The 21,899-nt window shown below is 74.7% G+C and carries 20 protein-coding genes; 8 read left to right on the top strand and 12 right to left on the bottom strand.

Features of this window, described 5'->3' with window-relative positions:
- Positions 1 to 8: 8 nt before the first annotated feature.
- Complete coding sequence (gene sbnA / locus GOBS_RS15005; protein ID WP_012949111.1) at positions 9 to 1,100, bottom strand: 2,3-diaminopropionate biosynthesis protein SbnA; 1,092 nt, start codon at positions 1,098 to 1,100, stop codon at positions 9 to 11.
- Positions 1,101 to 1,699: 599 nt separating this feature from the next.
- Between sbnA and GOBS_RS15000 the strand changes: the two genes are divergently transcribed.
- Positions 1,700 to 2,218: a hypothetical protein gene (locus tag GOBS_RS15000; RefSeq protein ID WP_012949110.1), complete on the top strand. Its 519-nt coding sequence runs from the start codon at positions 1,700 to 1,702 to the stop codon at positions 2,216 to 2,218.
- Positions 2,219 to 2,306: 88 nt separating this feature from the next.
- Here GOBS_RS15000 and GOBS_RS14995 read toward each other — a convergent pair whose 3' ends face one another.
- From GOBS_RS14995 to GOBS_RS14975, 5 genes are all read right to left on the bottom strand, one after another.
- Complete coding sequence (locus GOBS_RS14995; RefSeq protein WP_012949109.1) at positions 2,307 to 3,074, bottom strand: sulfite exporter TauE/SafE family protein; 768 nt, start codon at positions 3,072 to 3,074, stop codon at positions 2,307 to 2,309.
- On the bottom strand, positions 3,071 to 3,817 hold the full coding sequence (locus GOBS_RS14990) for a hypothetical protein (RefSeq protein ID WP_012949108.1): 747 nt from the start codon (positions 3,815 to 3,817) through the stop codon (positions 3,071 to 3,073). The genes GOBS_RS14995 and GOBS_RS14990 overlap by 4 nt, the downstream gene beginning before the upstream one ends.
- Before the next feature lie 55 nt (positions 3,818 to 3,872).
- Positions 3,873 to 4,652 carry a sulfite exporter TauE/SafE family protein gene (locus GOBS_RS14985; RefSeq protein ID WP_012949107.1) on the bottom strand — a complete coding sequence of 260 codons (780 nt, stop codon included), beginning with the start codon at positions 4,650 to 4,652 and terminating at the stop codon, positions 3,873 to 3,875.
- A 183-nt stretch (positions 4,653 to 4,835) separates the two neighbouring features.
- Positions 4,836 to 5,336: a hypothetical protein gene (locus tag GOBS_RS14980; RefSeq protein WP_012949106.1), complete on the bottom strand. Its 501-nt coding sequence runs from the start codon at positions 5,334 to 5,336 to the stop codon at positions 4,836 to 4,838.
- A 360-nt stretch (positions 5,337 to 5,696) separates the two neighbouring features.
- Positions 5,697 to 8,240, bottom strand: a complete 2,544-nt coding sequence (locus GOBS_RS14975; protein WP_012949105.1) for a DEAD/DEAH box helicase — start codon at positions 8,238 to 8,240, stop codon at positions 5,697 to 5,699.
- A gap of 160 nt (positions 8,241 to 8,400) precedes the next feature.
- Between GOBS_RS14975 and GOBS_RS14970 the strand changes: the two genes are divergently transcribed.
- The gene (locus tag GOBS_RS14970; RefSeq protein ID WP_012949104.1) at positions 8,401 to 9,258 is read left to right on the top strand and encodes a glucose 1-dehydrogenase; all 858 of its coding nucleotides are present in this window, start codon (positions 8,401 to 8,403) and stop codon (positions 9,256 to 9,258) included.
- 93 nt (positions 9,259 to 9,351) lie between these two features.
- On the opposite strand, the gene GOBS_RS14965 is transcribed toward GOBS_RS14970, so the two are convergent.
- From GOBS_RS14965 to mmuM, 3 genes are all read right to left on the bottom strand, one after another.
- Positions 9,352 to 9,846 (bottom strand): hypothetical protein, encoded by a 495-nt coding sequence (locus GOBS_RS14965; protein ID WP_012949103.1) that lies wholly within the window; start codon positions 9,844 to 9,846, stop codon positions 9,352 to 9,354.
- Entirely contained in the window at positions 9,843 to 11,111 is a 1,269-nt protein-coding gene (locus GOBS_RS14960) for an LbetaH domain-containing protein (protein WP_012949102.1), read from the bottom strand. Before GOBS_RS14960 ends, GOBS_RS14965 begins: the two co-directional genes overlap by 4 nt.
- 76 nt (positions 11,112 to 11,187) lie before the next feature.
- Entirely contained in the window at positions 11,188 to 12,132 is a 945-nt protein-coding gene (gene mmuM, locus GOBS_RS14955) for a homocysteine S-methyltransferase (protein ID WP_012949101.1), read from the bottom strand.
- Between the two features lie 63 nt (positions 12,133 to 12,195).
- Here mmuM and yidD point away from each other — a divergent pair, with 63 nt between their 5' ends.
- Together yidD and arfB are read left to right on the top strand one after the other, a co-directional pair.
- Positions 12,196 to 12,693, top strand: coding sequence for a membrane protein insertion efficiency factor YidD (gene yidD / locus GOBS_RS26415; protein ID WP_012949100.1), 498 nt, complete (start codon positions 12,196 to 12,198; stop codon positions 12,691 to 12,693).
- Between the two features lie 23 nt (positions 12,694 to 12,716).
- Positions 12,717 to 13,157 carry an alternative ribosome rescue aminoacyl-tRNA hydrolase ArfB gene (gene arfB, locus GOBS_RS14945; protein ID WP_012949099.1) on the top strand — a complete coding sequence of 147 codons (441 nt, stop codon included), beginning with the start codon at positions 12,717 to 12,719 and terminating at the stop codon, positions 13,155 to 13,157.
- A gap of 90 nt (positions 13,158 to 13,247) precedes the next feature.
- On the opposite strand, the gene GOBS_RS14940 is transcribed toward arfB, so the two are convergent.
- Both GOBS_RS14940 and GOBS_RS28235 read right to left on the bottom strand, forming a co-directional pair.
- The gene (locus GOBS_RS14940; RefSeq protein ID WP_012949098.1) at positions 13,248 to 14,471 is read right to left on the bottom strand and encodes an RNA polymerase sigma factor; all 1,224 of its coding nucleotides are present in this window, start codon (positions 14,469 to 14,471) and stop codon (positions 13,248 to 13,250) included.
- 4 nt (positions 14,472 to 14,475) lie between these two features.
- The gene (locus GOBS_RS28235) at positions 14,476 to 14,826 is read right to left on the bottom strand and encodes a YciI family protein (RefSeq protein ID WP_012949097.1); all 351 of its coding nucleotides are present in this window, start codon (positions 14,824 to 14,826) and stop codon (positions 14,476 to 14,478) included.
- 184 nt (positions 14,827 to 15,010) lie between these two features.
- Between GOBS_RS28235 and GOBS_RS14930 the strand changes: the two genes are divergently transcribed.
- Entirely contained in the window at positions 15,011 to 15,472 is a 462-nt protein-coding gene (locus GOBS_RS14930) for a hypothetical protein (protein ID WP_012949096.1), read from the top strand.
- Between the two features lie 48 nt (positions 15,473 to 15,520).
- On the opposite strand, the gene GOBS_RS14925 is transcribed toward GOBS_RS14930, so the two are convergent.
- Positions 15,521 to 16,159: a GNAT family N-acetyltransferase gene (locus GOBS_RS14925; protein WP_166487414.1), complete on the bottom strand. Its 639-nt coding sequence runs from the start codon at positions 16,157 to 16,159 to the stop codon at positions 15,521 to 15,523.
- Positions 16,160 to 16,274: 115 nt separating this feature from the next.
- On the opposite strand from GOBS_RS14925, the gene GOBS_RS14920 reads away from it, so the two are divergent.
- From GOBS_RS14920 to GOBS_RS14910, 3 genes are read left to right on the top strand one after another with little or no spacing between them, the layout of a single operon-like run.
- Entirely contained in the window at positions 16,275 to 18,926 is a 2,652-nt protein-coding gene (locus GOBS_RS14920) for a molybdopterin oxidoreductase family protein (RefSeq protein WP_012949094.1), read from the top strand.
- On the top strand, positions 18,926 to 21,457 hold the full coding sequence (nirB, locus tag GOBS_RS14915; RefSeq protein WP_166487413.1) for a nitrite reductase large subunit NirB: 2,532 nt from the start codon (positions 18,926 to 18,928) through the stop codon (positions 21,455 to 21,457). Before GOBS_RS14920 ends, nirB begins: the two co-directional genes overlap by 1 nt.
- Positions 21,454 to 21,861 (top strand): Rieske (2Fe-2S) protein, encoded by a 408-nt coding sequence (locus GOBS_RS14910; protein WP_012949092.1) that lies wholly within the window; start codon positions 21,454 to 21,456, stop codon positions 21,859 to 21,861. The genes nirB and GOBS_RS14910 overlap by 4 nt, the downstream gene beginning before the upstream one ends.
- Positions 21,862 to 21,899 lie beyond the last annotated feature (38 nt).

Raw genomic sequence — 21,899 nt, 5'->3', positions numbered from 1 at the left:
CCAGCACGTCAGTTCCCCGACCGCGGCAGGGGCAGCGGGACGACGTCGGCGTCCGGCCGGGAGGTGACCAGGGTGCCGTGACCCGGATCGGCGCCCGCCTCGCTCGGCCGCGACAGGCTCTCCGGGAACGGGTGGGCCGCCCGGACCGAGTCCAGCACGTCCTTCCCGAAGAGGTCCTCGAGCCAGTTGGTCTGGTAGACGGTGTCCAGGTAGCGCTCGCCCAGGTCGGGGGCGATGGCCACCGCGGTGATGCCCGGCCTGCCGTTGCGGTCCAGCCAGCTCTTCGCGCCGCTGACCACGGTGCCGGTGGAGCCGCCGAAGAGGAAGCCGCGGTGGGCCAGCCGGTGGCAGGCGTGGAGGGTGTCGGCCTCCTCGACCAGCACCACCTCGTCGATGTAGGACTCGTCGAGCAGCGCGGGACGGACCCCGCTGCCCAGCCCGGGGATCATCCGCCGCGACTGCGGTCCGCCGAAGGTCACCGACCCGACGGCGTCCACCGCGACGACGTGCACCGGACGGTGCCACTCGCGGAAGAAGCGCGCACAGCCCATGAGGGTCCCGGTGGTGCCAGCGCCCACGAACAGCACGTCGAGGTCGGGGAAGTCACGGGCGATCGCCGGTGCGGTCCGCTTGAGGTGGGCCCGCCAGTTGCCCGGGTTGCGGTACTGGTTCAGCCAGACGAAGCGGCTGTCGGAGGCGCACATCGCCTCGACGTAGTCGATCCGGGCGCCCAGGAAACCGCCCACCGGGTCAGGCTCGGTGACGATGTGGACCTGGCTGCCCAGCGCCTCCATCAGCCGCCGGGTCGACAGGTTGCAGCGCGGGTCGGTCACGCACAGGAAGCGGTAGCCGCGGCTGGCCGCGATCATGGCCAGCGCGACGCCGAGGTTGCCCGACGAGGACTCGATCAGCACGGAGTCAGGCGTCAGGACGCCGTCCCGCTCGGCTGCCTCGACCATCTCGGTGGCGGCCTTGAGCTTGATCGAGCCGGCGAAGTTGAAGCCCTCGCACTTGAGGTACAGCGGGACGTCGAAGATCGACGCCACGTCCACGTACAGGTCGTCCTCGTTGAAGGCCTGCGGGACGGAGATGACGGTCACTACGGTCTCCTCAGGGGTCGCAGCGCACGGGGCTGCTCGTGGGAACCGGGACTACGGGGAAGTGGGCAAGAGCTCGCACTCAGACGGAGGCGGCGGCTGCGCGACTGATACACGGGGCCGGACTGCGCGGTCGGGGGAGTCCGCATCGGGCTGGACCGGCGCGGCTCATCGCGCTCAGGTGTCCGGGAGGGACCCGCTCGGGCTGGGTCGGGACCATGGGTTCCCCCGCACGCTCGACCGGCTGTGCCGACGGCACCACGGTGTGCCGCCGATCCGGTGTGATGCATGAAGTCTGTGTTACGGGGAGGTTTCGTCTCCATGAGACATCTGGTGTAGTCCGGACGGCCCAGGACCAGGGACCCTGTCGAGCCGTCCAGCGGCCGACACCCGGACCGCCTCCCTGTCCCCGTCGGCCCCGCCGCCTAGCGTGGGCGGCGATGTCCGAGGCACCCCGCACCCCGTCGTCCCCCGTGACCACCGAGCTGCCCGCGGGCCCGCCCGCCGGTGCGACACCGTCCGGTGCCATCTCGTCCGGCGCCACACCGCCAGGCGCCACGCCCGCAGGTGCCACGCCCGCAGGCGCGTCTCCCTCGGGTCCCGTGCCCTCGGAACCGGTCCCGTCCGGCCCGGTACCACCCGCCGCGACGGCGACCGGCCCGATCCCGGTCGGGGTGCCGCCGGCGCCGCCGCAGCCGGCCGCCGGTCCCACCGCGGCACCGGAGGGCGCCCAGCCGACCGGTCCGGCTCCCCGCCGTCCCCGGATCGGCGCCCGCGTCCCGTTCCCGCTGACCCGGATGGGCCCGTGGGCGCCCGTCGCCGGGGCGGTGGTCGGCCTGCTCGCCGGGCTGGTCGTCGTGCTGCTGCTCGGCGGGGTCGCCGAGGCGTTCCGGGAGCGCCTGGCGCTGGTCTTCCTCACGGTCGGGCTCGGCATGCTCGGCGCCGCCGGGGCCCTGCTGGCCGACGAGGTCCGTCTGGTGCGCCGCGGGGCGCGGGAGGCCGGTGTCCGGCCGGCCTGGGTCGAGGCGACGGCCAACCTCATCAACGGCCTCACCCCGGCCAGGCTGCTCCTGCTGGCCAGCGCGTTCGTCCTCTTCCTGGCCGCCTACGTCAGCAACTGAGCCGGCCGGCGTCCCGGGTCCCACCCCGAGCCTGCGAAGGGTGGGGGGACGAGGACTCTCACGAGGTGTGGGGACGGGTGGTCCTCCCTCAGGCGTAGGCCTCCACGGCGAGGTACACCGCCAGGCCGATCCCGGCGAGGGCGATCAGCCGGCGCAACAGGACCTGGGGCGCGCGGCGCACCACCCGCGGACCGAGGCGCCCGCCCACGAACAGGCCGATCGCCAGCGGGAGCGCGGCCGACCAGGCGACCGGCGCGAACACCACGAAGCCGATCGAGGCGGTGAGGTTGGCCGCGAGCAGCACCACGTTGCGCAGCGCGTTGCCGACCGCCAGGCCCTCGCCGGTCGACAGCAGGAACAGCGCCAGCAGCATCACGCCGGCCGCGGCACCGAAGTAGCCGCCGTAGACGGCGATCGCGGCGACGGCCAGCGGCAGCCACCACGGGTCCCGGTGCGTCGGGTGCGCGGCGGCCCCCCGCGCGGCCAGTTCCCGCGGCGGCCGCTGCACCAGCAGCGCCAGGGCCGCCCCGCCGATCAGCCAGGGCACGATCCGCTCGAAGGCGTCCGACGGCGTGAGCAGGAGCAGGGCCGCACCGGCCGCGCCGCCCAGCACCGCACCGCCCGTGAGCCGCAGCAGCCGCCGTCCCTGTCCGCGCAGCTCCGGCCCGGAGGCGCTCACCGACCCCACGCCGTTGAGCACCAGGGCGACGGTGTTGGTCACGTTCGCCGCCACCGGCGGCAGGCCGGCCGCGAGCAGCGCCGGGTAGCTGACCAGCGAGGCCAGGCCCGCGATGCTGCCGGTCAACCCCCCGCCGACGCCGGCCAGCACGAGCAGGGCGAAGTCCGCAGGGGTCACCCGCCGTAGCCGTCGCGGTCCGGGGCCGCCCGCAGGTCCGCCGGCACCAGGCGGCCGGCGATGATGTCCGCGGCGACGTCGTCCACCACCCGGCCCGCGGCGATCGCCGAGGCGCGCATCGCGGCGATGGCATCGGTGGCGTCCAGGCCGAAGGAGATGCCGACCAGGCCCATGGCCTGCCAGACGTTGGCCCGCCGCTGCGCGTGCGGGCCGTCCATCCAGTTGCTGCCGTCGTCCGGGAACTCCGGGCCGGTCACCGCGACCGCCAGCTCCTGAGTAGTCACCCGGGCGACGTCCTGCAGGTCACCGCGGTCGAGCGAGGTCAGCTGCGCGAGGTCGCGCACGTAGAGGTCCAGCACCACCAGCGGCCCCATCGGCGGGGGCAGCGGCACCGAGAGCACGCCGCGGTAGGTCGTCTCGTGGAGCAGCGAGGCCCACAGCTCCGGCCAGTTGCGCGCGATGTCCTCGAGGGAGAAGGCGATCACCGTGCCGTTGTCCTGCGCGCGCAGGCAGGGGCCGTCACCCACGGTGAACTGCAGGCGCTCGGCGTGCGCGGTCTGCGCGTCGCTGGCGCCGATCGGCGTCCGCAGCAAGCCCACGTGCAGGCTCAACGCGGCTCCGTCGACACGCAGCGCGGCGGCGCAGGCCCGCGCCAACCGCGAGGGCAGCAGTTCGGGGCCGGCCAGGTCGGCCGACGAGGCGGCCAGGGCCTGGTCGAAGCGTTCGGCTGCACTCCCGGTCATGGGTCAAGCTTGCCGTCCGGCTCGGACGGCTCCGACACCGGCCGGTCCGACGGGGTCACCGGGTCAGCAGCACGGCGATCGCGACGCAGCCGAGGACGACGATGGCGGCGCGCAGCACGGCGGACGGGAGTCGGCGGCCGAACCGGGCGCCGACGTACCCGCCGAGCAGCGACCCGGCCGCCACCAGCCCGGCCGCGCGCCAGTCGACGCGGTCGGTCGCCACCACGATGTAGGCCCCGGCGGCGACGCCGTTGACCGCCAGCGTGAGCACGTTCTTGATCGCGTTGAGCCGCTGCAGGGACTCGTGCAGCAGCAACCCGAAGACGCCGATCTGCAGCACACCCTGGCTCGCCGCGAAGTAGCCGCCGTAGCTGCCGGTGGCGTAGGCGCCGGCGAAGAGCGCGGCCAGCCGGCCGGGGCCGATCCCCGGCGGCGGCTCGTCCTCGGCGCGCCGGCGCGCCAGGGCCCGCCCCACCAGCGGCTGGACGGCGACGAGGACGACGGCCAGCCCGACCAGCACCGGCACGATCGCCTCGAAGCTGCTCGCCGGCAGGTGCAGCAGCAGGAACGCGCCGGTCAGCGCGCCGAGCACCGAGGCGGGCAGCAGCCGCAGCAGCAGTCGGCGCTGCCCGGCGAGCTCACGCCGGTAGCCCAGCGAGCCGGCGAGGTTGCCCGGCACCAGGCCGAGGGAGTTGCTGATCGTCGCGGTCACCGGCGGCAGGCCGACGGCGAGCAGCACCGGGAAGGTCACCAGCGTGCCCGAGCCGACGACGGCGTTGATGCCGCCCGCGGCCAGGCCCGCCACGGCGACCGCGAACATCTCCAGGACGGTCATCTGGTCATCGCCCCTGAGGGTGCCACGCCCGCAGGCGACCGGGCCCTGGGGGAGTCCGGTGCGCACGCGGGTCATCGGCCGGGCCGGGCTGACCGCCGTCGTCGCCACGGTCCTGTTCGCGGTGCGCTGGGCATGGCGGTGCTCCCGGACCGCGCCGGACCTCGACGACCGGCCCGGGCTGGGTCAGTTCAGGCTGAGCCCACCGACGCCGAGCGCGCGGAGGCCGGATCCGTCCGGCTCGCTCCACACCCGCCACGGCACGGTGCGGAGGGGGGCCGCGGTCTCCGGCTCGGTCGACACGGGCGCGATCCGCCACGTGCTGGTCCTGACGACCGTGCCGAAGCGGCTGTCCGGAACCGCTCCCGACGTCGTCAGGCACCGGGCGGTGATGCACGGGTTCGGTCCGACGGTCGTCAGGGCCGCGCGCAGCCGCTGCAGGACCTGGTCGAGCTGCGCGAGGGAACCGGAGTCGTCCCGGGCGGCGTGGACCTGGAGGGTCAGGAGCTCGGACCCGACAGGGGCGGAGCTGCGCTCGTCGACCGTCCACCTCACGGAGGCGAAGCAGGACGCCGTCCGGCCCTCCGCAGCGCCGTCCGCCTCCAGGAGCCGGGCGTAGTTGGCCAGCAGCGTCCTCAGCATGGCGTCCCGCACGATGAGGGTGAGCGCCACGATGCGAAGGTCCACGGGAGCCTCCCTCGAGCCGGCGGTGTCGACGAGAGCCGGAACGCGTCGTCCACCTCACCTCGGTATCTGCGTCCTCGACCTTAGGCGGGCGATGCCGAGCGGCAGCCCAGGAGAAGGCAAGACTTCGGTTAAACCGTGCGGCGGTCCGGCGAGGGCCGTGACCTGCGCCGACCCAGGCCGTCCACGTCGCCGTCCAGCCCCGCCCGACCCCTGCTCCGGTGTCGACCCGTGCCGCTCCGCACGGCGTGTCCACCCGTGTCGCGTGCGGCGACCCCGAGGTCGACAGACGTCGGCAGGACGGCGGCCCCCTTGCAGGGGCCCGCCGCGAGCCTGCGAGTGGCGGGGGGCAAGGGGGTCCTTCTACTTCCGGCCCGCGTCGACGACGCGCATCACGACGGCCCCCTCCTCGTCGGAGGCCTCGAGGTCGACCTCGACGTCGAAGCCCCAGTCGTGGTCGCCGGCCGGGTCGTCGAGGATCTGCCGGACCCGCCAGACGCCGGGCTGCTTGTCCCAGATGAGCAGGGCCGGGCCGCGGGCGTCGGCGCCGGTGCCGAGCTCGGCGTGCTCGGCGAAGTAGGCCTGCACCACCTCGCCCCACCGGTCGGCGTCCCACCCGGAGCCGCGGTCGAGCTCCCCGAGGTCGTACCACCGGCGGCGGGCGAACAGCTCGACCCGGCGGAACAGCTGGTTGCGCACCATCGCGGTGAACGCCCGCTCGTTGCCGGTGAGCGGGCGCGGGCGGGTCGGCACGGCGACCGGCGCGTCCAGCGGCTGGTCCGGGCTGGTCAGCTGCTCCCACTCGTCGAGGAGCGAGGAGTCGACCTGGCGGACCAGCTCGCCGAGCCACTCGACGAGGTCGGTCACCTCGTCGGTGCGGGCGGCGGCGGGGACGCCGGAGCGCAACGCCTTGTAGGCGTCGGAGAGATAGCGCAGCACCGCGCCCTCCGCGCGGGTCAGCCCGTAGGTGTTGACCAGCTCGCGGAAGGTGTAGGCGTTCTCCCACACGTCGCGGACGACGGACTTCGGCGAGAGGTGCGCATCGGCCGCCCACGGGTTCGAGCGGGTGTAGACCTCCAGCGCGTGCTCCAGCAGCTCCTCCAGCGGCTTGGGGTGGGAGATGTCCTCGAGCAGCTCCATGCGCTCCTCGTACTCGATCCCCTCGGCCTTCATCTGGGCCACCGCCTCGCCCTTGGCCTTGTTCAGCTGCGCGGCCAGGATCTGCCGCGGGTCGTCGAGGGTGGCCTCGATGACGCTGACCACGTCCAGTGCGTAGGTCTCCGACTCCGGGTCGAGCAGGTCGATCGCGGCCAGGGCGAAGGTCGACAGCGGCTGGTTGAGCGCGAAGTCCGGCGGCAGGTCCAGCGTCAGGTCGTAGCGCCGTCCGTCCGGCTCCGGCTCGGGCAGCCGCTCCAGGACGCCGGCCTGCAGCAGCGACCGCGCGATGCCGATCGCCTCGCGGATCAGCCGCAGCTGCCGCTTGCGCGGCTCGTGGTTGTCGGTGAGCAGCCGGCGCATCGCGACGAACGGGTCGCCGGGCCGGTCGACCACGTCGAGGACCATCGCTGTGGTGACCCGCATGTGGCTGGTCAGCTTCTCCGGCTCGGACTCGATCAGCCGCTGCATGGTCGCCTCGCTCCACGGCACCATGCCCTCGGGCGCCTTCTTGCGCACGAGCTTGCGGCGCTTCTTCGGGTCGTCGGAGACCTTCGCGAACTGCTTGAGGTTCTCCACCTCGTGCTCGGGGGCCTGGACGACGACGGTGCCCGCTGTGTCGTAGCCGGCGCGCCCCGCCCGGCCGGCGATCTGGTGGAACTCGCGCACCTGGAGCAGCCGGGTGCGGGTGCCGTCGTACTTGGACAGCGCGGAGAACACGACGGTGCGGATGGGCACGTTGATGCCGACGCCGAGGGTGTCGGTGCCGCAGATGACCTTGAGCAGACCGGCCTGCGCCAGCTGCTCCACCAGCCGCCGGTACTTGGGCAGCATCCCGGCGTGGTGGACGCCGATGCCGTGGCGCACCAGCCGCGACAGCGTCGTCCCGAAGGAGGTGGTGAACCGGAAGCCGCCGATCGTCTCGGCGATCGCGGCCTTCTCCTCCTTGGTGCACACGTTGACGCTCATCAGCGCCTGCGCGCGCTCCAGCGCCGAGGCCTGGGTGAAGTGGACGACGTAGACCGGCGCCTGCCGGGTGTCCAGCAGCTCCTGGATCGTCTCGTGCATCGGCGTGGTCGCGTAGTAGTGGTGCAGGGGCACCGGCCGCTCGGCGTTGGCCACCAGCGCGGTGGGCCGGCCGGTGCGGCGGGTGAGGTCCTCGCGCAAGAAGGTGACGTCGCCCAGCGTGGCGCTCATCAGCAGGAACTGCGCCTTCGGCAGCTCCAGCAGCGGCACCTGCCAGGCCCAGCCGCGGTCGGGGTCGCCGTAGAAGTGGAACTCGTCCATGACCACGAGGCCGATGTCGGCGTCCGCGCCCTCGCGCAGGGCGATGTTGGCGAGCACCTCGGCGGTGCAGGCGATGATCGGGGCGTCCCGGTTGACCGCGGCGTCGCCGGTGAGCATGCCGACGTTCTCCGCGCCGAAGACGCCGCACAGCGCGAAGAACTTCTCGCTGACCAGCGCCTTGATGGGCGCGGTGTACCAGCTGCGCCGTCCCGCGGCCAGCGCGGCGTACTGCGCGCCGGTGGCCACCAGCGACTTGCCCGAGCCGGTCGGCGTGGCCAGGACGACGTTGGCACCGCTGACCAACTCGATCAGCGCCTCCTCCTGCGCCGGGTACAGCGTCGTGCCGTTGCCCTCCGCCCAGGCGGCGAAGGTGCTGAACAGCTCGTCGGGGTCGGCACCGAGCGCCCGGAGCGCGGAGAGGTCGCCGGGGTCGTCGAGGAGGGGAGGGGCGGCGGTCGCGGTCATCGTGGGAGACAGCGTGCCCGACGGCCCTCCTCTTCCCGTGACGTGCCCGGCCCGACCCGCGCCGGTTCTGTTGCCGACGGCGGGGGTAGGGCGACCGCGACGCCGAGACCAGGCACCCGGCCCAGCCCGCCCGACCCACCCAGACCGCAGGAGGACGACCGTGTCCGAGCCCCGTCCCGAGTCCCAGCCCGCCCAGCAGCAACAGGTCCCCGGCACGCTGGGGGAGATGGACCCCAAGCCCGACCACGGCGAGGAGAGCTACCGCGGCTCCGGCCGGCTGACCGGCAAGGCGGCGGTCATCACCGGCGGTGACAGCGGCATCGGCCGAGCCGTCGCCATCGCCTTCGCCCGCGAGGGCGCCGACGTCCTGATCTCGTACCTGAACGAGCACGAGGACGCCAAGGACACCGCGAAGTACGTCGAGGAGGCCGGCCGGAAGTGCGTGCTCGTCCCCGGTGACCTCGCCGACCGCGCCCACCAGAAGACGATCATCCCCAAGGCCGTCGAGGAGTTCGGCAAGGTCGACGTCCTGGTCAACAACGCCGCGTTCCAGATGAGCCACGACTCGCTCGACGAGATCTCCGACGAGGAGTGGGACCACACCCTGGCGGTGAACCTGACGGCGATGTTCACGCTGACCAAGGACGCGATCCCGCACATGCAGCCGGGGGCCTCGATCATCAACTCCTCGTCGGTGAACTCCGACAACCCCAGCCCGAACCTGATCGCCTACGCGATGACCAAGGCCGGCATCGCCAACTTCTCCGCCAGCCTCGCGCAGATGCTGGCGGAGAAGGGCATCCGGGCCAACAGCGTGGCCCCGGGCCCGATCTGGACGCCGCTGATCCCGGCGACCATGCCGGAGGAGAAGGTGGAGAGCTTCGGCCAGCAGGTGCCGCTGGGCCGGGCCGGCCAGCCTGCCGAGCTCGCGCCGGTGTACGTGCTGCTGGCCAGCGACGAGGCGTCCTACGTCTCCGGCGCCCGGGTCGCGGTCACCGGCGGCAAGCCGATCCTCTGATGCAGGACCCCGTCCTCCCCACCCTTCGCAGGCTCGGGGCGGGGCGCGGGACGGGGCCGGCCCCGGGTGCGGTAGCCGCGCCCGGGGCTCCGCTCAGCCGACGCTGCCGGCGGCCACGGACGCGCTCCACGGCGTGACCGAACCGTCGGCCCGCACCCCGCGGACCTGGTAGGTCAGCCGCGCCGCGTCGGACAGGGCCGCCAGGCGGGCGGGGTCGTCCCCCGGCGTGGTGCCGATGCCCTGGGCGACCTGCAGCTCGATGCACCCGTCGTCGAGCTGCTCGATCTGGGGGGAGGTCCCCTCCGAGGTCAGCGTCTGGACCTCCCAGCGCTCGAGGTCCTCCTCGCCGGGCAGCGGCTCGAAGCACGCCTCCCAGGTGGTCGACCAGGTGCCGGCGGCCGTGTCGACGTCGTCGGTCGTGGTCGCCGACGCCAGCACCGGGGCCGGTCCGGCCACGGTCGCCGAGGACGGTGCCGCCGCGGCGCCGAGCGCGGTCTCGGCCTCGCCGCCGGACGAGCAGCCGGTGAGCCCGGCGGCCAGCGCGAGGAGCGCGGCCGCCGGGCGCAGCGGACGGAGGAGCGGGGTCACCACTCGACGGAGCCGAAGACCTGACCGTTGAGGACGATCGTGTCCGGCGGGACGACGGCGCCGGCGGGCAGCTCGGTCCCGACGACCGCGCTGCGCTCCCCGATGGTCGCGTCGTTCCCGATCGTGCTGCGGAAGACGACCGATTCGTCGCCCAGCGTCACGTCGTCGCCCACGACGGTCTGCTCGTCGGGCTGGCCCTCGACGACGACCCGACCGCCCCCGTGCACGACCACCCCGGCGCCGTAGCGGACGCCGTCGCCGACGTGGAGGTCGGTGTGCTCCAGGGCGTGGAAGACCACGTCGTCGCCCATCTCGTCGACGGAACCGACCACGAACGGCTCTCCCTCGTCGGCGCGGATGGCGATCCGCTCCCCGGTGCGCTCCGCGAAGCGGGCGTAGGTGTCCGCCAGGTCGACGTCGCCGATGACGCGGTTGCGGAAGTCCGGCTGCGCCTGCTCCCGGCCGGCGAAGCTCGGCAGGTCGCGGTCGGGGTTGAACTCGCTGCCGCCCGGGTCCACGTGGGCGCCGTGCACGGCCTCCGGGTCCTCGAGGTACAGCTCGGTGTACTCGCGGGCCAGCGACTCGTTGACGTGGAGGACGCCCTCGTTGAAGTCGACGTCGCCCTGGTTGAGGTAGCGGACCTTGCCCAGGGCCGGGTCGCCGGCCTCGGCGTCGGTGGTCACGTTCTTGCCGGGCAGCACCAGGAAGCCGCTGGGCAGCGTGACGCCGGGGGCGACCCGGGCCAGGGCCGAGACCCCGGAGTCGACCTCGACCGTGGCGCCGTCGACCTGCGCGCCGAAGGAGAGGAAGACCGAGCCGCCCTTGGTGTCGACGCCCGCGTCGACCACGGCCTGCGGCAGCGGGCGGGACCCGGTGCCGACGCTGGCCGTCCCGATCACGGAGGAGCCGTGCGCCAGGATGACCTCGTCGCCGACCTCGATGCCCTCGCCACCGCGCGCGTCGACCGTGACGTTGTCCTGCGCGTTGGACGCCGCGCCGATGGTGATGGGCGCGTGCCGGGTGGCGAACAGCTGGGCGAACGGGCCGACGTAGGTCTGCGCGCCGAGCCCGATGTGCCGGGCCCCGCTGACCGTGGCGGTCGGGTCGAGGAACGTCGCGGTGGCGGCCGAGCCGTCCGTCGAGCACACCGGCACGTTGCCGCGGGTCGGGGAGCAGCGTCGCCCGTCGGACTCGGCCAGTGCGGGGGTGAGGGTCCCGACCACCACGGCGGTGGCCGCGGAGCCGGTGAGCAGTGCTCGTCGCATGGGGATCCGTCCGTGGGGGGACGCCCACCCGGCCGGGCGGGTCTGTGGACACGCTCCAGTTGTGCACTACGGGGGGTCAATGGCCGTTGTGCGGGCCAACCGGTTCCCCGGACGGCGCGGGCCGCAGCGCAGCCGCGAGCGCGCCGATCGAGCGAGGCCCCACCCGGCAGCAGCCGCCGACGAGGCGAGCGCCGGCATGCACCCAGGTCAGGGCGTTATGCGGGGAGAGACCGGCGGTACCGGTCCAGCGGCGGCCGGCGGCGTCCCAGCGCTCGCCGCTGTTCGGGTAGACGACGACGGGTCTGCCGGCGACCCCGGCGGCGGTCACCGCCGCCAGGACGCCGTCCGGGTCGGTGCAGTTGACGCCGACGGCGACCACGGCATCGAGGTCGCGTGCCATCGCGAACACCTCCCCGGCCGGCTCGCCGCGCCTCGTGCGCACGACGCCGTCGCTGTCCAGCACCGTGGTGAGCGACAGCCAGACCGGCATGCCCAGCATGTCGGCCTCCTCCAGCAGTGCCTCGGCCTCGGCGGCGGCGGGCACCGTCTCGCAGGCCAGGACGTCGGCCCCGGCCTCGGCCAGCCACTCCATGCGCGGCCGGTGCCACTGCCGGAGCCGGTCGACGCCGATCTCGTCGGCGTAGGCGCCGGTGTACTCCGACCCGTCCGCGAGGGCCGCGCCGTAGGGCCCGACAGACCCGGCGATCCACGCGTCGGGGGCGCCGCGCTCGGCCAGGTGGACCGAGCGGACGACGAGCCGCCGGGCCTCCGTCGCGTCCAGCCCGGCAGCGGCGAGCCCCTCCACCGACACCTGGTAGCTGGCCGTCGTCGCCACCTGGGCGCCGGCTGCGGCGAAGGCGGCGTGCGCGGCGACGACCGCCTCGGGTGCGTCGTGCAGCAGCCGCGACGACCACAGCTCCGAGGACAGGTCGTGCCCCTGCGCCTCCAGCTGGGTGGCCAGTCCGCCGTCGAGGACCACCGGCCCGGCGGCCAGAGCGGTGGCGAGGGGGAAGTCGGGCATGCCCTGATGGTGCCCGCCGCGCTCGGCCTGCGGTGTCCGCCGCCCACCCCGAGGATCGGGCGCATGGTCTTCATCTGGAGCAGCGGCTGGGGCCCGCGGCGGCGCCGGCACGGTCCGGGGTACGGCCGGAGGTACGGGCCGCGGTACGGCTACGGCCCCGGGTACGGCTACGGGCCGCGCCGCGGCCACGACCGGGACGGCTCGTGCCTGCGCGACCTGCTGTTCCTCAACACCGGGTGCTGCCTGGCCAACGCGATCGGCTGCGGCATCGACGGGCTGTTCCTCGTGCCGACGACGGTGCGGCACGTGCACGCCACCGGCACCGGGCGGCGCGGGACCCGGGTGCGGGACCGGCTGGTGGCCGCCGTCCGGGTCTACCAGCGCGAGGTCAGCCCCCGGCGCCCACCGTGCTGCCGCTTCGAGCCGACCTGCTCGGCCTACGCCGTCCAGGCCCTGGAGCGGCACGGCGCCGGCCGCGGCTGCTGGCTCACCCTGCGCCGGCTGGTGCGCTGCCGGCCCGGCGCGGCCGGTGGCCCCGACCCGGTGCCCGCCGCCGCCTGAGGTCCCTCGGCCACACTGGCCGCGTGCCGACCACCGACGACGCCGCCGCGGACCTGCCGGTCAGCGGCTCGCTCGTCGTGCCCGCGGCCGCGTTGCACTGGCGGTTCTCCCGCTCGTCGGGCCCGGGCGGTCAGGGCGTCAACACCGCCGACTCGCGGGTGGAGCTGTGGGTCGCGCCGCTCGAGCTCCCCGGCCTGACCGACGCCCAGCGGCAGCGGCTGGTCGAGCGCCTGGCCGGCCGGCTGGTGGACGGCGTCCTGACCGTGGCCGCCAGCGAGCACCGGCAGCAGCTCCGCAACCGGCAGGCCGCGCGCGAGCGGCTGGCCGCCGTCCTGCGCGCGGCGCTGGCCCCACCGCCCGCGGCCCGCCGGCGCACCCGGCCCACGCGCGGGTCGCAGGAGCGGCGGATCCAGGCCAAGAAGCAGCGCGGGCAGCTCAAGAAGCAGCGCCGCTCCTGGGACTGAGGCAGTGCCCTCGCCGTGGCTCGTGCTCTGCCCACGGTGGTGGGCAGAGCACGAGCGTCCCGGGGACACCCGGTCGCCAGGGGAGGGGGTTCAGCCGCCCGCGACCTCGGCCCGCCGGCGCTCCAGGAAGGCCCGCTCGCGGGCGTTCCCGGCCAGCGCGAGCGCGTCGTCGTACGCCTCCGCCGCCTCCGCGTCGCGGCCCAGCCGGCGCAGCAGGTCCGCCCGGACGGCAGGCAGCAGGTGCGAGCGCGGCAGGTCGAGCCCGTCGACCAGCGCCAGCGCCGCCGCGGGGCCGTGCACCTCGGCCACCGCGACCGCGCGGTTGAGCGCCACCACCGGGCTCGGGGTCAGCGCCAGCAGGTGGTCGTACAGCGCGAGCACCTGCGCCCAGTCGGTGTCCGCGGCGGTCGGGGCGTCGCTGTGCACCGCCTGGATCGCCGCCTGCACCTGGTAGGGCCCGGGTGCGCCGCGCCGCAGGCAGCGCCGCACCAGTTCCTGCCCCTCCGCGATCAGGGCGGCGTCCCACCGGGAGCGGTCCTGCTCGGGCAGCGGCAGCAGCGACCCGTCCGGTGCGACCCGGGCCGCCCGGCGCGACTCGCTCAACAGGACGAGCGCCAGCAGGCCGAGCACCTCGGGCTCGTCGGGCATCAGCCCGGCCAGCTCGCGGGCCAGTCGGACCGCCTCCGCGCACAGGTCGGTGCGCACCAGGCGGTCCCCGGCCGACGCGGTGTGCCCCTCCGCGTAGACGAGGTAGACGACCGCCAGGACGCCGGCCAGCCGGTCGGGCAGGTCGGCCTCGGCCGGCACCCGGTAGGGGATGCGGGCGTCGCGGATCTTGGTCTTGGCCCGCACCAGGCGCTGGGCCATCGTCGCCTCCGGCACCAGGAACGCGTGCGCGATCTCCGCGGTCGACAGGCCGCCCACCAGCCGCAGCGTCAGCGCCACACGGGTGGCCGGCGCCAGGGCGGGGTGGCAGCAGGTGAACAGCATGCGCAGCCGGTCGTCGCGCACGGCGCCCTCCCCGGGCGGGGGTCCGGGGTCGGCGAGCAGGGCCGCCGCGCGGTACCGGTCGGTGCGGGTCGACTCGCGGCGCAGCCGGTCGATGGCCCGGTTGCGAGCGGTGGTGACGATCCACCCGGCCGGGCTGGGCGGCACGCCGTCGACCGGCCAGCGCTGCACGGCAGTGAGGAAGGCGTCCTGCACCGCCTCCTCGGCGGCGTCGATGTCGCCGAGGAGGCGGGTGAGGATGGCGACCGCGCGCCCGTAGGACTCGCGGAAGACCGCCTCCACGTCGGGCGTGCGGACGTCGGGCACCGCGTCAGACGCCCGGGCTCGCGACCGGCCGGACCTCCACCGGCAGGGTCGTCGCCCGGGCGACCTCGCGGCCCCAGGACAGCGCCGCGTCGAGGTCCTCGGCCTCCACGATCGTGAAGCCGCCGACGTGCTCCTTGGCCTCCACGTAGGGGCCGTCGGTGACCAGGAAGTCCTCGCCTGCGGGCCGCACCACGGTCGCGGTCTCCGCGGGGTGCAGGCCGGCGGAGAAGACCCAGGCGCCGGCGGCACGCATCCGCTCGGTCACCGCGGCCACGTCCCGCATGATCGGGCCGAGGACCTCGGGCGCGGGCATCGGGCCGTCGGGCTGGATCAGGCTGAGCAGGTACTGCGGCACGGTTGCCTCCTCGGGTTGGGCGGCCGGCACGGTACCGGCTGCTCACCCCCTGTACGAACGACCCGGCCGGAGATCGACAACCTCCGCGGATTCTTCCCAGGAGTGCTCGAGGCGACCTCGCTGTCGAGCGTGGACGACGTCCACCGGCGACCGGGTGGGACGCGCGGACAGGCGCAACCCGCCCGTGGCGACTGCGTCGGAGCTCAGCCGCTGCATCCATCCCGTCCGCGTCGGGCTGCCGCAGCGGCAGGTCCGCATCAGCCGTGCGGTTGTACAGGTCGGCGGGCAGGAGACGGGCCCGCCCCACCGTCGAGCCGGCGCCGTCGGGGTCGACGAGCAGGTCGGCGCGGTCGCTGCTGCCGTCGGCGAAGCAGGCGGTGACGTCACCGTCGGGGTGCACCTGGTGGTGCGTGAACTCCTTGCCGAAGGACAGGGCCTCGCCGAGGCCGTGAGCAAGCAACCGCCGTACCGGGACCCGGCCAATGCCGGATTCGCCGCCCGACTCATCGGTCCCGGCCCACTAGCCGACCCCCACACGGTGGCGGGTCACGCCATCGAGGCCACCGAGGAACGGCTGTCCCGTCGGACCCGCCCGGGGACGGTCCCCGCTCCGGGGGCCGACCCCGACGTCCCGACCACGCCGTGACCGCGCACCGGTGGCGGGGGATCGGTCCCCACGCCCTGGCGCGAGCGATCAGTCCTGCGGCGGGCGCACCAGCAGCCACAGCGGCAGGGCGCCGTCGGTGCTCTCCATCGCGCGGTCGACCTCGAAGCCGAGACGCCGCAGGAACCGGACGGCGGCCCAGGTCGAGACGAGCGCGGCAGCGGGCAGTCCGGTCGTGTCGCAGTGGGCCAGCCCGGGCTGCAGGAGCGCGGTGCCGTACCCGCGCCGCCGGCTGCTGGGCCGGGTGCCCAGGTGGGACAGCCACCAGTGCGGGCCGGCCGGGCGGGCGGCGTCGACCAGCGCGCGGGTGTCCCGCACCCGCGACCAGTGCGAGCCGCTGATGTGCGGCAGCTCGGTGGCCAGCGCGGCGCGGACGTCGTCGAGCACCGGCCGGGTGCCCGGTGCGCCCTCGGGGGCCTCCCAGGTGGCGACGCCGGTGACGTCCTCGGTGACCCAGCCCGTGCCGGTGGAGACCGCGCGGTGGCCGGCGTCGAGCTCGGCGAGGCGGGTCAGCCGCTGGATCCGGCCGTCGTCCGGCAACGCCCAGCGGGCCCAGCGCGAGGTGGACAGCGCGAGGGTCAGGGTGGCGGCGATCCGCGGCACGTCGCGCTGCTCGGCGAGGCGGACCGACGGGGCGCCGAGGTGCACGGTGATCACGCGGTCGGCCACCCGGCCAGCGTAGGCGGGAGCTAACAACCGCCCCCGGGACGGCGTGAGGTCTCCGGAACGCAGGGTTGACGCCGATGCCGCGGCCGGGAAACCGCGGCCCCGGAACCTCGTCGGCGTGACCGCGACCGCCCTGCCCGGAGTGCTCGCCGGGCCCGGCCCGCGCACCCGGACGACGCAGACCCACTGCCCGTACTGCTCGCTGCAGTGCGGCGTCACGATGACCGCCGGCGACCGTCCGGCGACGCTGCAGCCGGCCGACTTCCCGACCAACCGCGGCGGCCTGTGCTCCAAGGGCTGGTCGGCCCCGGAGCTGCTCGACCACCCCGAGCGGCTGACCCGCCCGCTGGTCCGCGCCGTCCCCGGCGACCGCACCAGCCCGCTGGTCGAGTCCACGTGGGAGGAGGCACTGGACCGGGTCGTCGCCGCGATCGAGCGCACCCAGGCCGAGCACGGCCGCGACGCCGTCGGCTGCTTCGGCGGCGGCGGGCTGACCAACGAGCAGGCCTACCAGTTCGGCAAGTTCGCGCGGGTCGCCTTGCGGACGAGCGCCATCGACTACAACGGCCGGTTCTGCATGTCCTCGGCGGCCGGCGCGGCCAACCGGGCCTTCGGTCTCGACCGCGGCATGCCGTTCCCGTTGTCCGACGTCGCCGCGGCCGACGTCGTCGTCCTGGTCGGGTCCAACCCGGCCGACACCATGCCGCCGGCGATGCAGTGGTTCGACGAGGGCCGGGCCCGCGGCGCCCAGCACGTCGTCGTCGACCCCCGCCGGACGGCGACCGCCCGCAACGCCGCCCTGCACCTGCAGCCGCTGCCGGGCACCGACCTGGCGCTGGCCAACGCGCTGCTGCACATCGCGATCGCCGAGGGCCTCGTGGACGAGGACTACGTCGCGGCGCGCACCACCGGCTTCGAGCAGGTCCGTGAGGGGGTCGGGGCCTACTGGCCCGACCGGGTGGAGCGGCTCACCGGCGTCCCCGTCGCCGACCAACGACGCACCGTCTTCGCCCTGGCCCGGGCCGAGCGGGCCATCGTGCTGACCGCGCGCGGTGCCGAGCAGCACCGCAGCGGTACCGACACCGCCCAGGCGTGGATCAACCTGGCGCTGGCCCTCGGCCTGCCGGGCCGGGAGGGCAGCGGCTGGGCCACCGTCACCGGCCAGGGCAACGGGCAGGGCGGGCGCGAGCACGGGCAGAAGGCCGACCAGCTGCCCGGCTACCGCAGGCTCGCCGACCCCGCGGCCCGCGCCCACGTCGCATCCGTCTGGGGCGTCGACCCCGACGACCTGCCGATGCCGGGGAAGAGCGCTTTCGAGCTGCTCGACGCGCTCGGCACCGACGGCGGCGTGCGCACGCTCCTGGTGCTCGCCTCCAACGTCGCGGTCTCCGCCCCCGACGCCCGCCGGGTGATCAGCCGGCTGGCCGACCTGGACTTCCTCGCGGTCAGCGACTTCTTCCTCTCCGAGACCGCCGAGCTCGCCGACGTCGTCCTGCCCAGCGCCATGTGGGCCGAGGAGGACGGCACGATGACCAACGTCGAGGGCCGGGTGGTCCGCCGCCGGCGCGCGCTGGACCCGCCCGACGGCGTCCGCGACGACCTGCAGCTGCTCGCCGAGCTGGCCGACCGGCTCGGCGCAGGACACCTGTTCTCCGCGGATCCGGAGACGGTCTTCGCCGAGCTCGGCCGGGCCAGCGCCGGGGGAGCGGCCGACTACGCCGGCATCAGCTACCGGCGCATCGACGACGAGCAGGGCGTCTTCTGGCCCTGCCCGGCGCCCGACCACCCGGGCACCCCGCGGCTGTTCCTCGACCGCTTCGCCACCCCCGACGGGCGGGCCCGGTTCCTCCGCGTCGAGCACGTGGAGGCCCACGAGCGGCCGGACGACGAGTACCCGTACGTGCTCACGACCGGCCGCGTGCTGGGGCAGTACCAGTCGGGCACCCAGACCCGCCGCTCGCGCAGCCTGCAGCTGATCGCCCCGCTGCCGCGCGCCGAGCTGCACCCCGACCTGGCCCGGCGCCTGGGCATCGGACCGGACGACGTCGTGGAGCTGGCCACCCGCCGCGGCCGGGCCCGCTTCTCGGCGCAGCTGACCGACGACATCCGACCCGACGTCGTCTTCGCGCCCTTCCACTGGGGCGGGGGCTCCAGCGCGAACGCGCTCACCGACGCCGATGCGCTCGACCCGACGTCGAGGATGCCCGCCTTCAAGGTCTGCGCGGTCGCGGTCACCCGCGTCGCCGGCCCGGTGGAGCGGCTGCCCGCCCCCGAGGCCGCCACCCAGCCCGAGCCCCGGCCGCACGCGACGCCCGCGGCACGCACCCCGCTGTCGCCGGCGCGCAGCCCCCGTCACCCCGCCGGCCGTCCGCACCCGCCCGCCGAGACCCCGCACCGCCCGTTCCCGAGGAGGACCCCCCGCGTGAAGAGCACACCCCGCTTCCTGCAAGGCGTGTACCCGATCACCGGGGAGGGCCTGGACAAGCCGGGCCCGGTCGACCCGGCCCTGCGCTACACGGTGCCCGGCGGCGCCACCGCGCAGGCCCTGTACTTCCGCGGCGGCAACTCCACCGAGCACCTGGTGTACGTGCTGCTGGTCCGCGACGGGGTGCCGGTGCGCTGGTTCCCGATCGGGGCCAAGGGCGACGTGCACGTCCCGCTGCGGGTCGTCGAGGACCTGCCCGGCGGCACGGTCGTCGAGCTGCAGGCGGCCGCGCCGATCGGCGTGACCGGCGAGCTGGTGGTCGACCTCGGGCTGGTGGAGGTCTGATGACCGCCGTTCTCGGGGGTCGGCCGCCGGGCCTGACCTCGCTGCACATGGACGACGACGACCTCGATCAGCGCAGCCGGCTGGTCGTGGTGGGCAACGGGATGGCCGGCGCCCGCCTGGTCGAGGAGGTGCTCGAGCGCGGCGGGGCCGAGCAGTTCCGGATCACCGTCTTCGGCGACGAGCCGCACGGCAACTACAACCGGATCATGCTCTCGCCGGTGCTGGCCGGGGAGTCGCACGAGGACGACATCGTCCTCAACAGCCACGACTGGTACGCCGACAACGGCGTGCTGCTGCGCGCCGGCGTCCGGGTCGAGCGCATCGACACCGCCGCCAAGACGGTCCTCGGCTCCGACGGCTCGGTCACGCCCTACGACCACCTGGTGCTGGCCACCGGCAGCTACTCGTTCATCCCACCGATGACCGGGGTCCGGCAGGAGGACGGCGGCCTGCTGCCCGGCGTCTTCGGGTTCCGCACCATCGACGAGACGCGCGCCATGCTGGAGGCCACCGGCCGCTGCCGGCGCGCGGTGGTCATGGGCGGCGGCCTGCTCGGGCTGGAGGCGGCGCGCGCCCTGCAGGGGCACGGGCTGCAGGTCGAGCTCGTGCACGCCATGCCGTACCTGATGAACGCCCAGCTCGACGCCGAGGCCGGCGCCATCCTCAAGAGGAGCGTCGAGTCCCTCGGCATCGGCGTGCACCTCGACGTCCTGGCCACCGAGGTGCTCGGCGCCGAGCACGTCGAGGGGGTGGTCCTGAAGGACGGCCGGCGGCTGGACTGCGACCTGCTCGTCGTCGCCACCGGCGTCCGGCCGCACACCGACGTCGCGGTGCTCTCGGGCCTGGAGGTCGAGCGCGGCATCGTCGTCGACGACCAGCTGCGCACCGACGACCCCGACGTCTACGCCATCGGCGAGTGCGCCCAGCACCGCGGTTCGGTCTACGGCCTGGTGCAGCCGGCCTGGGAGCACGCCCGCGTGCTGGCCGACGTGCTGACCGGCACGGACCCGGACGCGGAGTACCACGGCAGCCGGACGGCGACCAAGCTCAAGGTCGCCGGCGTCGACGTCGCCACCATGGGCGTCAACACCCCCGAGCGGGACGACGACGAGTTCCTGGTGATCTCCGAGCCCAGGCGCGGGGTGCACCTGTCGGTGGTCATCCGCGACGACGTGCTGGTCGGGGCCACGCTGCTCGGCGACACCCGCAAGGTCGCCTACCTGACCCAGGCCTTCGACCGCGGCGCGCCGCTGCCCGAGGAGCGGATCCGGCTGCTGGTCGACCTCTCCGACGGCGCCCCGGAGGTGGGCGTCGCCGAGATGCCCGCCGACTCGCAGGTCTGCAACTGCAACGGGGTGTCGAAGGGCGACATCTGCGGTGCCGTCGCCGGCGGGTGCGGCAGCGTCGGCGCGGTCATGGACGCCACCCGGGCCGGCAAGGGCTGTGGCTCGTGCAAGGGCCTGGTGAAGCAGGTCGTCGAGTGGGCCGCCGACGGCGACCTCACCGAGGACCCGGCCGCCTCGTACTACGTGCCGGGCATCCCGATGGCCAAGCCCGAGCTCGTCGCCGCCATCCGCGAGCAGGACCTGCGCAGCGTCTCGGCGGTCTTCACCGCGCTCGCCCCCGGCGGGCAGGACGACGCGAAGTCGAAGATGGGCCTGACCTCGCTGCTGAAGATGCTCTGGGGCGTGGACTTCGTCCCGGAGAAGGACGGCGAGTTCATCAACGACCGGGTGCACGCCAACATCCAGCGCGACGGCACCTTCTCCGTCGTCCCGCAGATGAAGGGCGGCGTGACCACCCCGGCCCAGCTGCGCCGGATCGCCGAGGTCGCCGAGAAGTACGAGGTCCCGATGGTGAAGGTGACCGGCGGGCAGCGGATCGACCTGCTCGGCGTCCGCAAGGAGGACCTGCCGGCGGTGTGGGACGACCTCGGCATGCCGTCCGGGTACGCCTACGGCAAGAGCTTCCGCACCGTGAAGACGTGCGTGGGCAGCGACTTCTGCCGGTTCGGCCTCGGCGACTCCACCCAGCTCGGCATCGACCTGGAGACCCGGTTCCAGGGCATCGAAGGCCCGGCGAAGATGAAGCTCGCCGTGGTCGGCTGCCCGCGCAACTGCGCCGAGGCCTACGTCAAGGACGTCGGCGTCGTCGCCGTCGGCAACGGGAGGTGGGAGGTCTACGTCGGCGGCGCCGCCGGGGCCACCGTCCGCAAGGGCGACCTGCTGGCCACCGTCGACTCCCCGGAGGAGGTGCTCCGGCTCACCGGCCGCTTCCTGCAGTACTACCGGGAGAACGCCAACTGGCTGGAGCGCACCTACGACTTCGTGCCGCGGGTCGGCCTGGAGCGGATCCGGTCGGTGCTGCTGGAGGACAGCGAGGGGATCGTCGCCGAGCTCGACGCCGGGATCCAGCGGTCGATCGACGCCTACACCGACCCGTGGGGCCAGGACGGCAGGGAGCCTGCGACCCCCGGCCAGTTCCGCTCCTCGCTGCCGCTGGTCGCGCTGCCGAAGGTGCCGGTGCGATGAGCGCGCCGCACCTGGAGGCCGCCCGGCCCACGACGCCGGGCACCGACCCCGGCAGCCCGGCCACCGACGTCCGCACCCCTGGTCCGGCACCGGCCCTGCGCGGCGAGGCGTACGCGGTGGGGCGGGTCGACGAGGTGCCTCCGGGGGAAGGCCGGGCCTTCGTCGCCGGGGGCGTGCAGGTCGCCGTCTTCCGGCTGCGCGACGGCTCGCTGCACGCCACCCAGGCCGCCTGCCCGCACGCCGGGGGCCCGCTGGCCGACGGGCAGACCGACGTCGACGTGCTGGTCTGCCCGCTGCACCTCTACGCGTACCGGTGGCGCGACGGCGCCTCGACGTCCGGAGCCGCGCCGATCCGCGTCTACCCGGTGCACGAGTCCGGCGGCGAGATCGTCGTCGAGGTGTAGGACCACCCTTCCCCCGCGCCTCGTTGAAGCACCCCGTC

Origin of the sequence: Geodermatophilus obscurus DSM 43160 (genome assembly GCF_000025345.1) — a bacterium.
In the GTDB taxonomy this organism is placed as follows: Bacteria; Actinomycetota; Actinomycetes; order Mycobacteriales; family Geodermatophilaceae; genus Geodermatophilus; species Geodermatophilus obscurus.
This window is presented reverse-complemented; position numbering and strand designations above follow the sequence as displayed.

Bases quoted from the DNA above. Each gene is read 5' to 3' on its own strand.
- GOBS_RS14910 (WP_012949092.1), top strand. From the start codon at position 21,454: ATGAGCGCGCCGCACCTGGAGGCCGCCCGGCCCACGACGCCGGGCACC.
- GOBS_RS14975 (WP_012949105.1), bottom strand. From the start codon at position 8,240: ATGACCGCGACCGCCGCCCCTCCCCTCCTCGACGACCCCGGCGACCTC.
- GOBS_RS14990 (WP_012949108.1), bottom strand. From the start codon at position 3,817: ATGACCGGGAGTGCAGCCGAACGCTTCGACCAGGCCCTGGCCGCCTCG.
- GOBS_RS14960 (WP_012949102.1), bottom strand. From the start codon at position 11,111: ATGCGACGAGCACTGCTCACCGGCTCCGCGGCCACCGCCGTGGTGGTC.
- yidD (WP_012949100.1), top strand. From the start codon at position 12,196: ATGGTCTTCATCTGGAGCAGCGGCTGGGGCCCGCGGCGGCGCCGGCAC.
- nirB (WP_166487413.1), top strand. From the start codon at position 18,926: ATGACCGCCGTTCTCGGGGGTCGGCCGCCGGGCCTGACCTCGCTGCAC.
- mmuM (WP_012949101.1), bottom strand. From the start codon at position 12,132: ATGCCCGACTTCCCCCTCGCCACCGCTCTGGCCGCCGGGCCGGTGGTC.
- GOBS_RS14985 (WP_012949107.1), bottom strand. From the start codon at position 4,652: ATGACCGTCCTGGAGATGTTCGCGGTCGCCGTGGCGGGCCTGGCCGCG.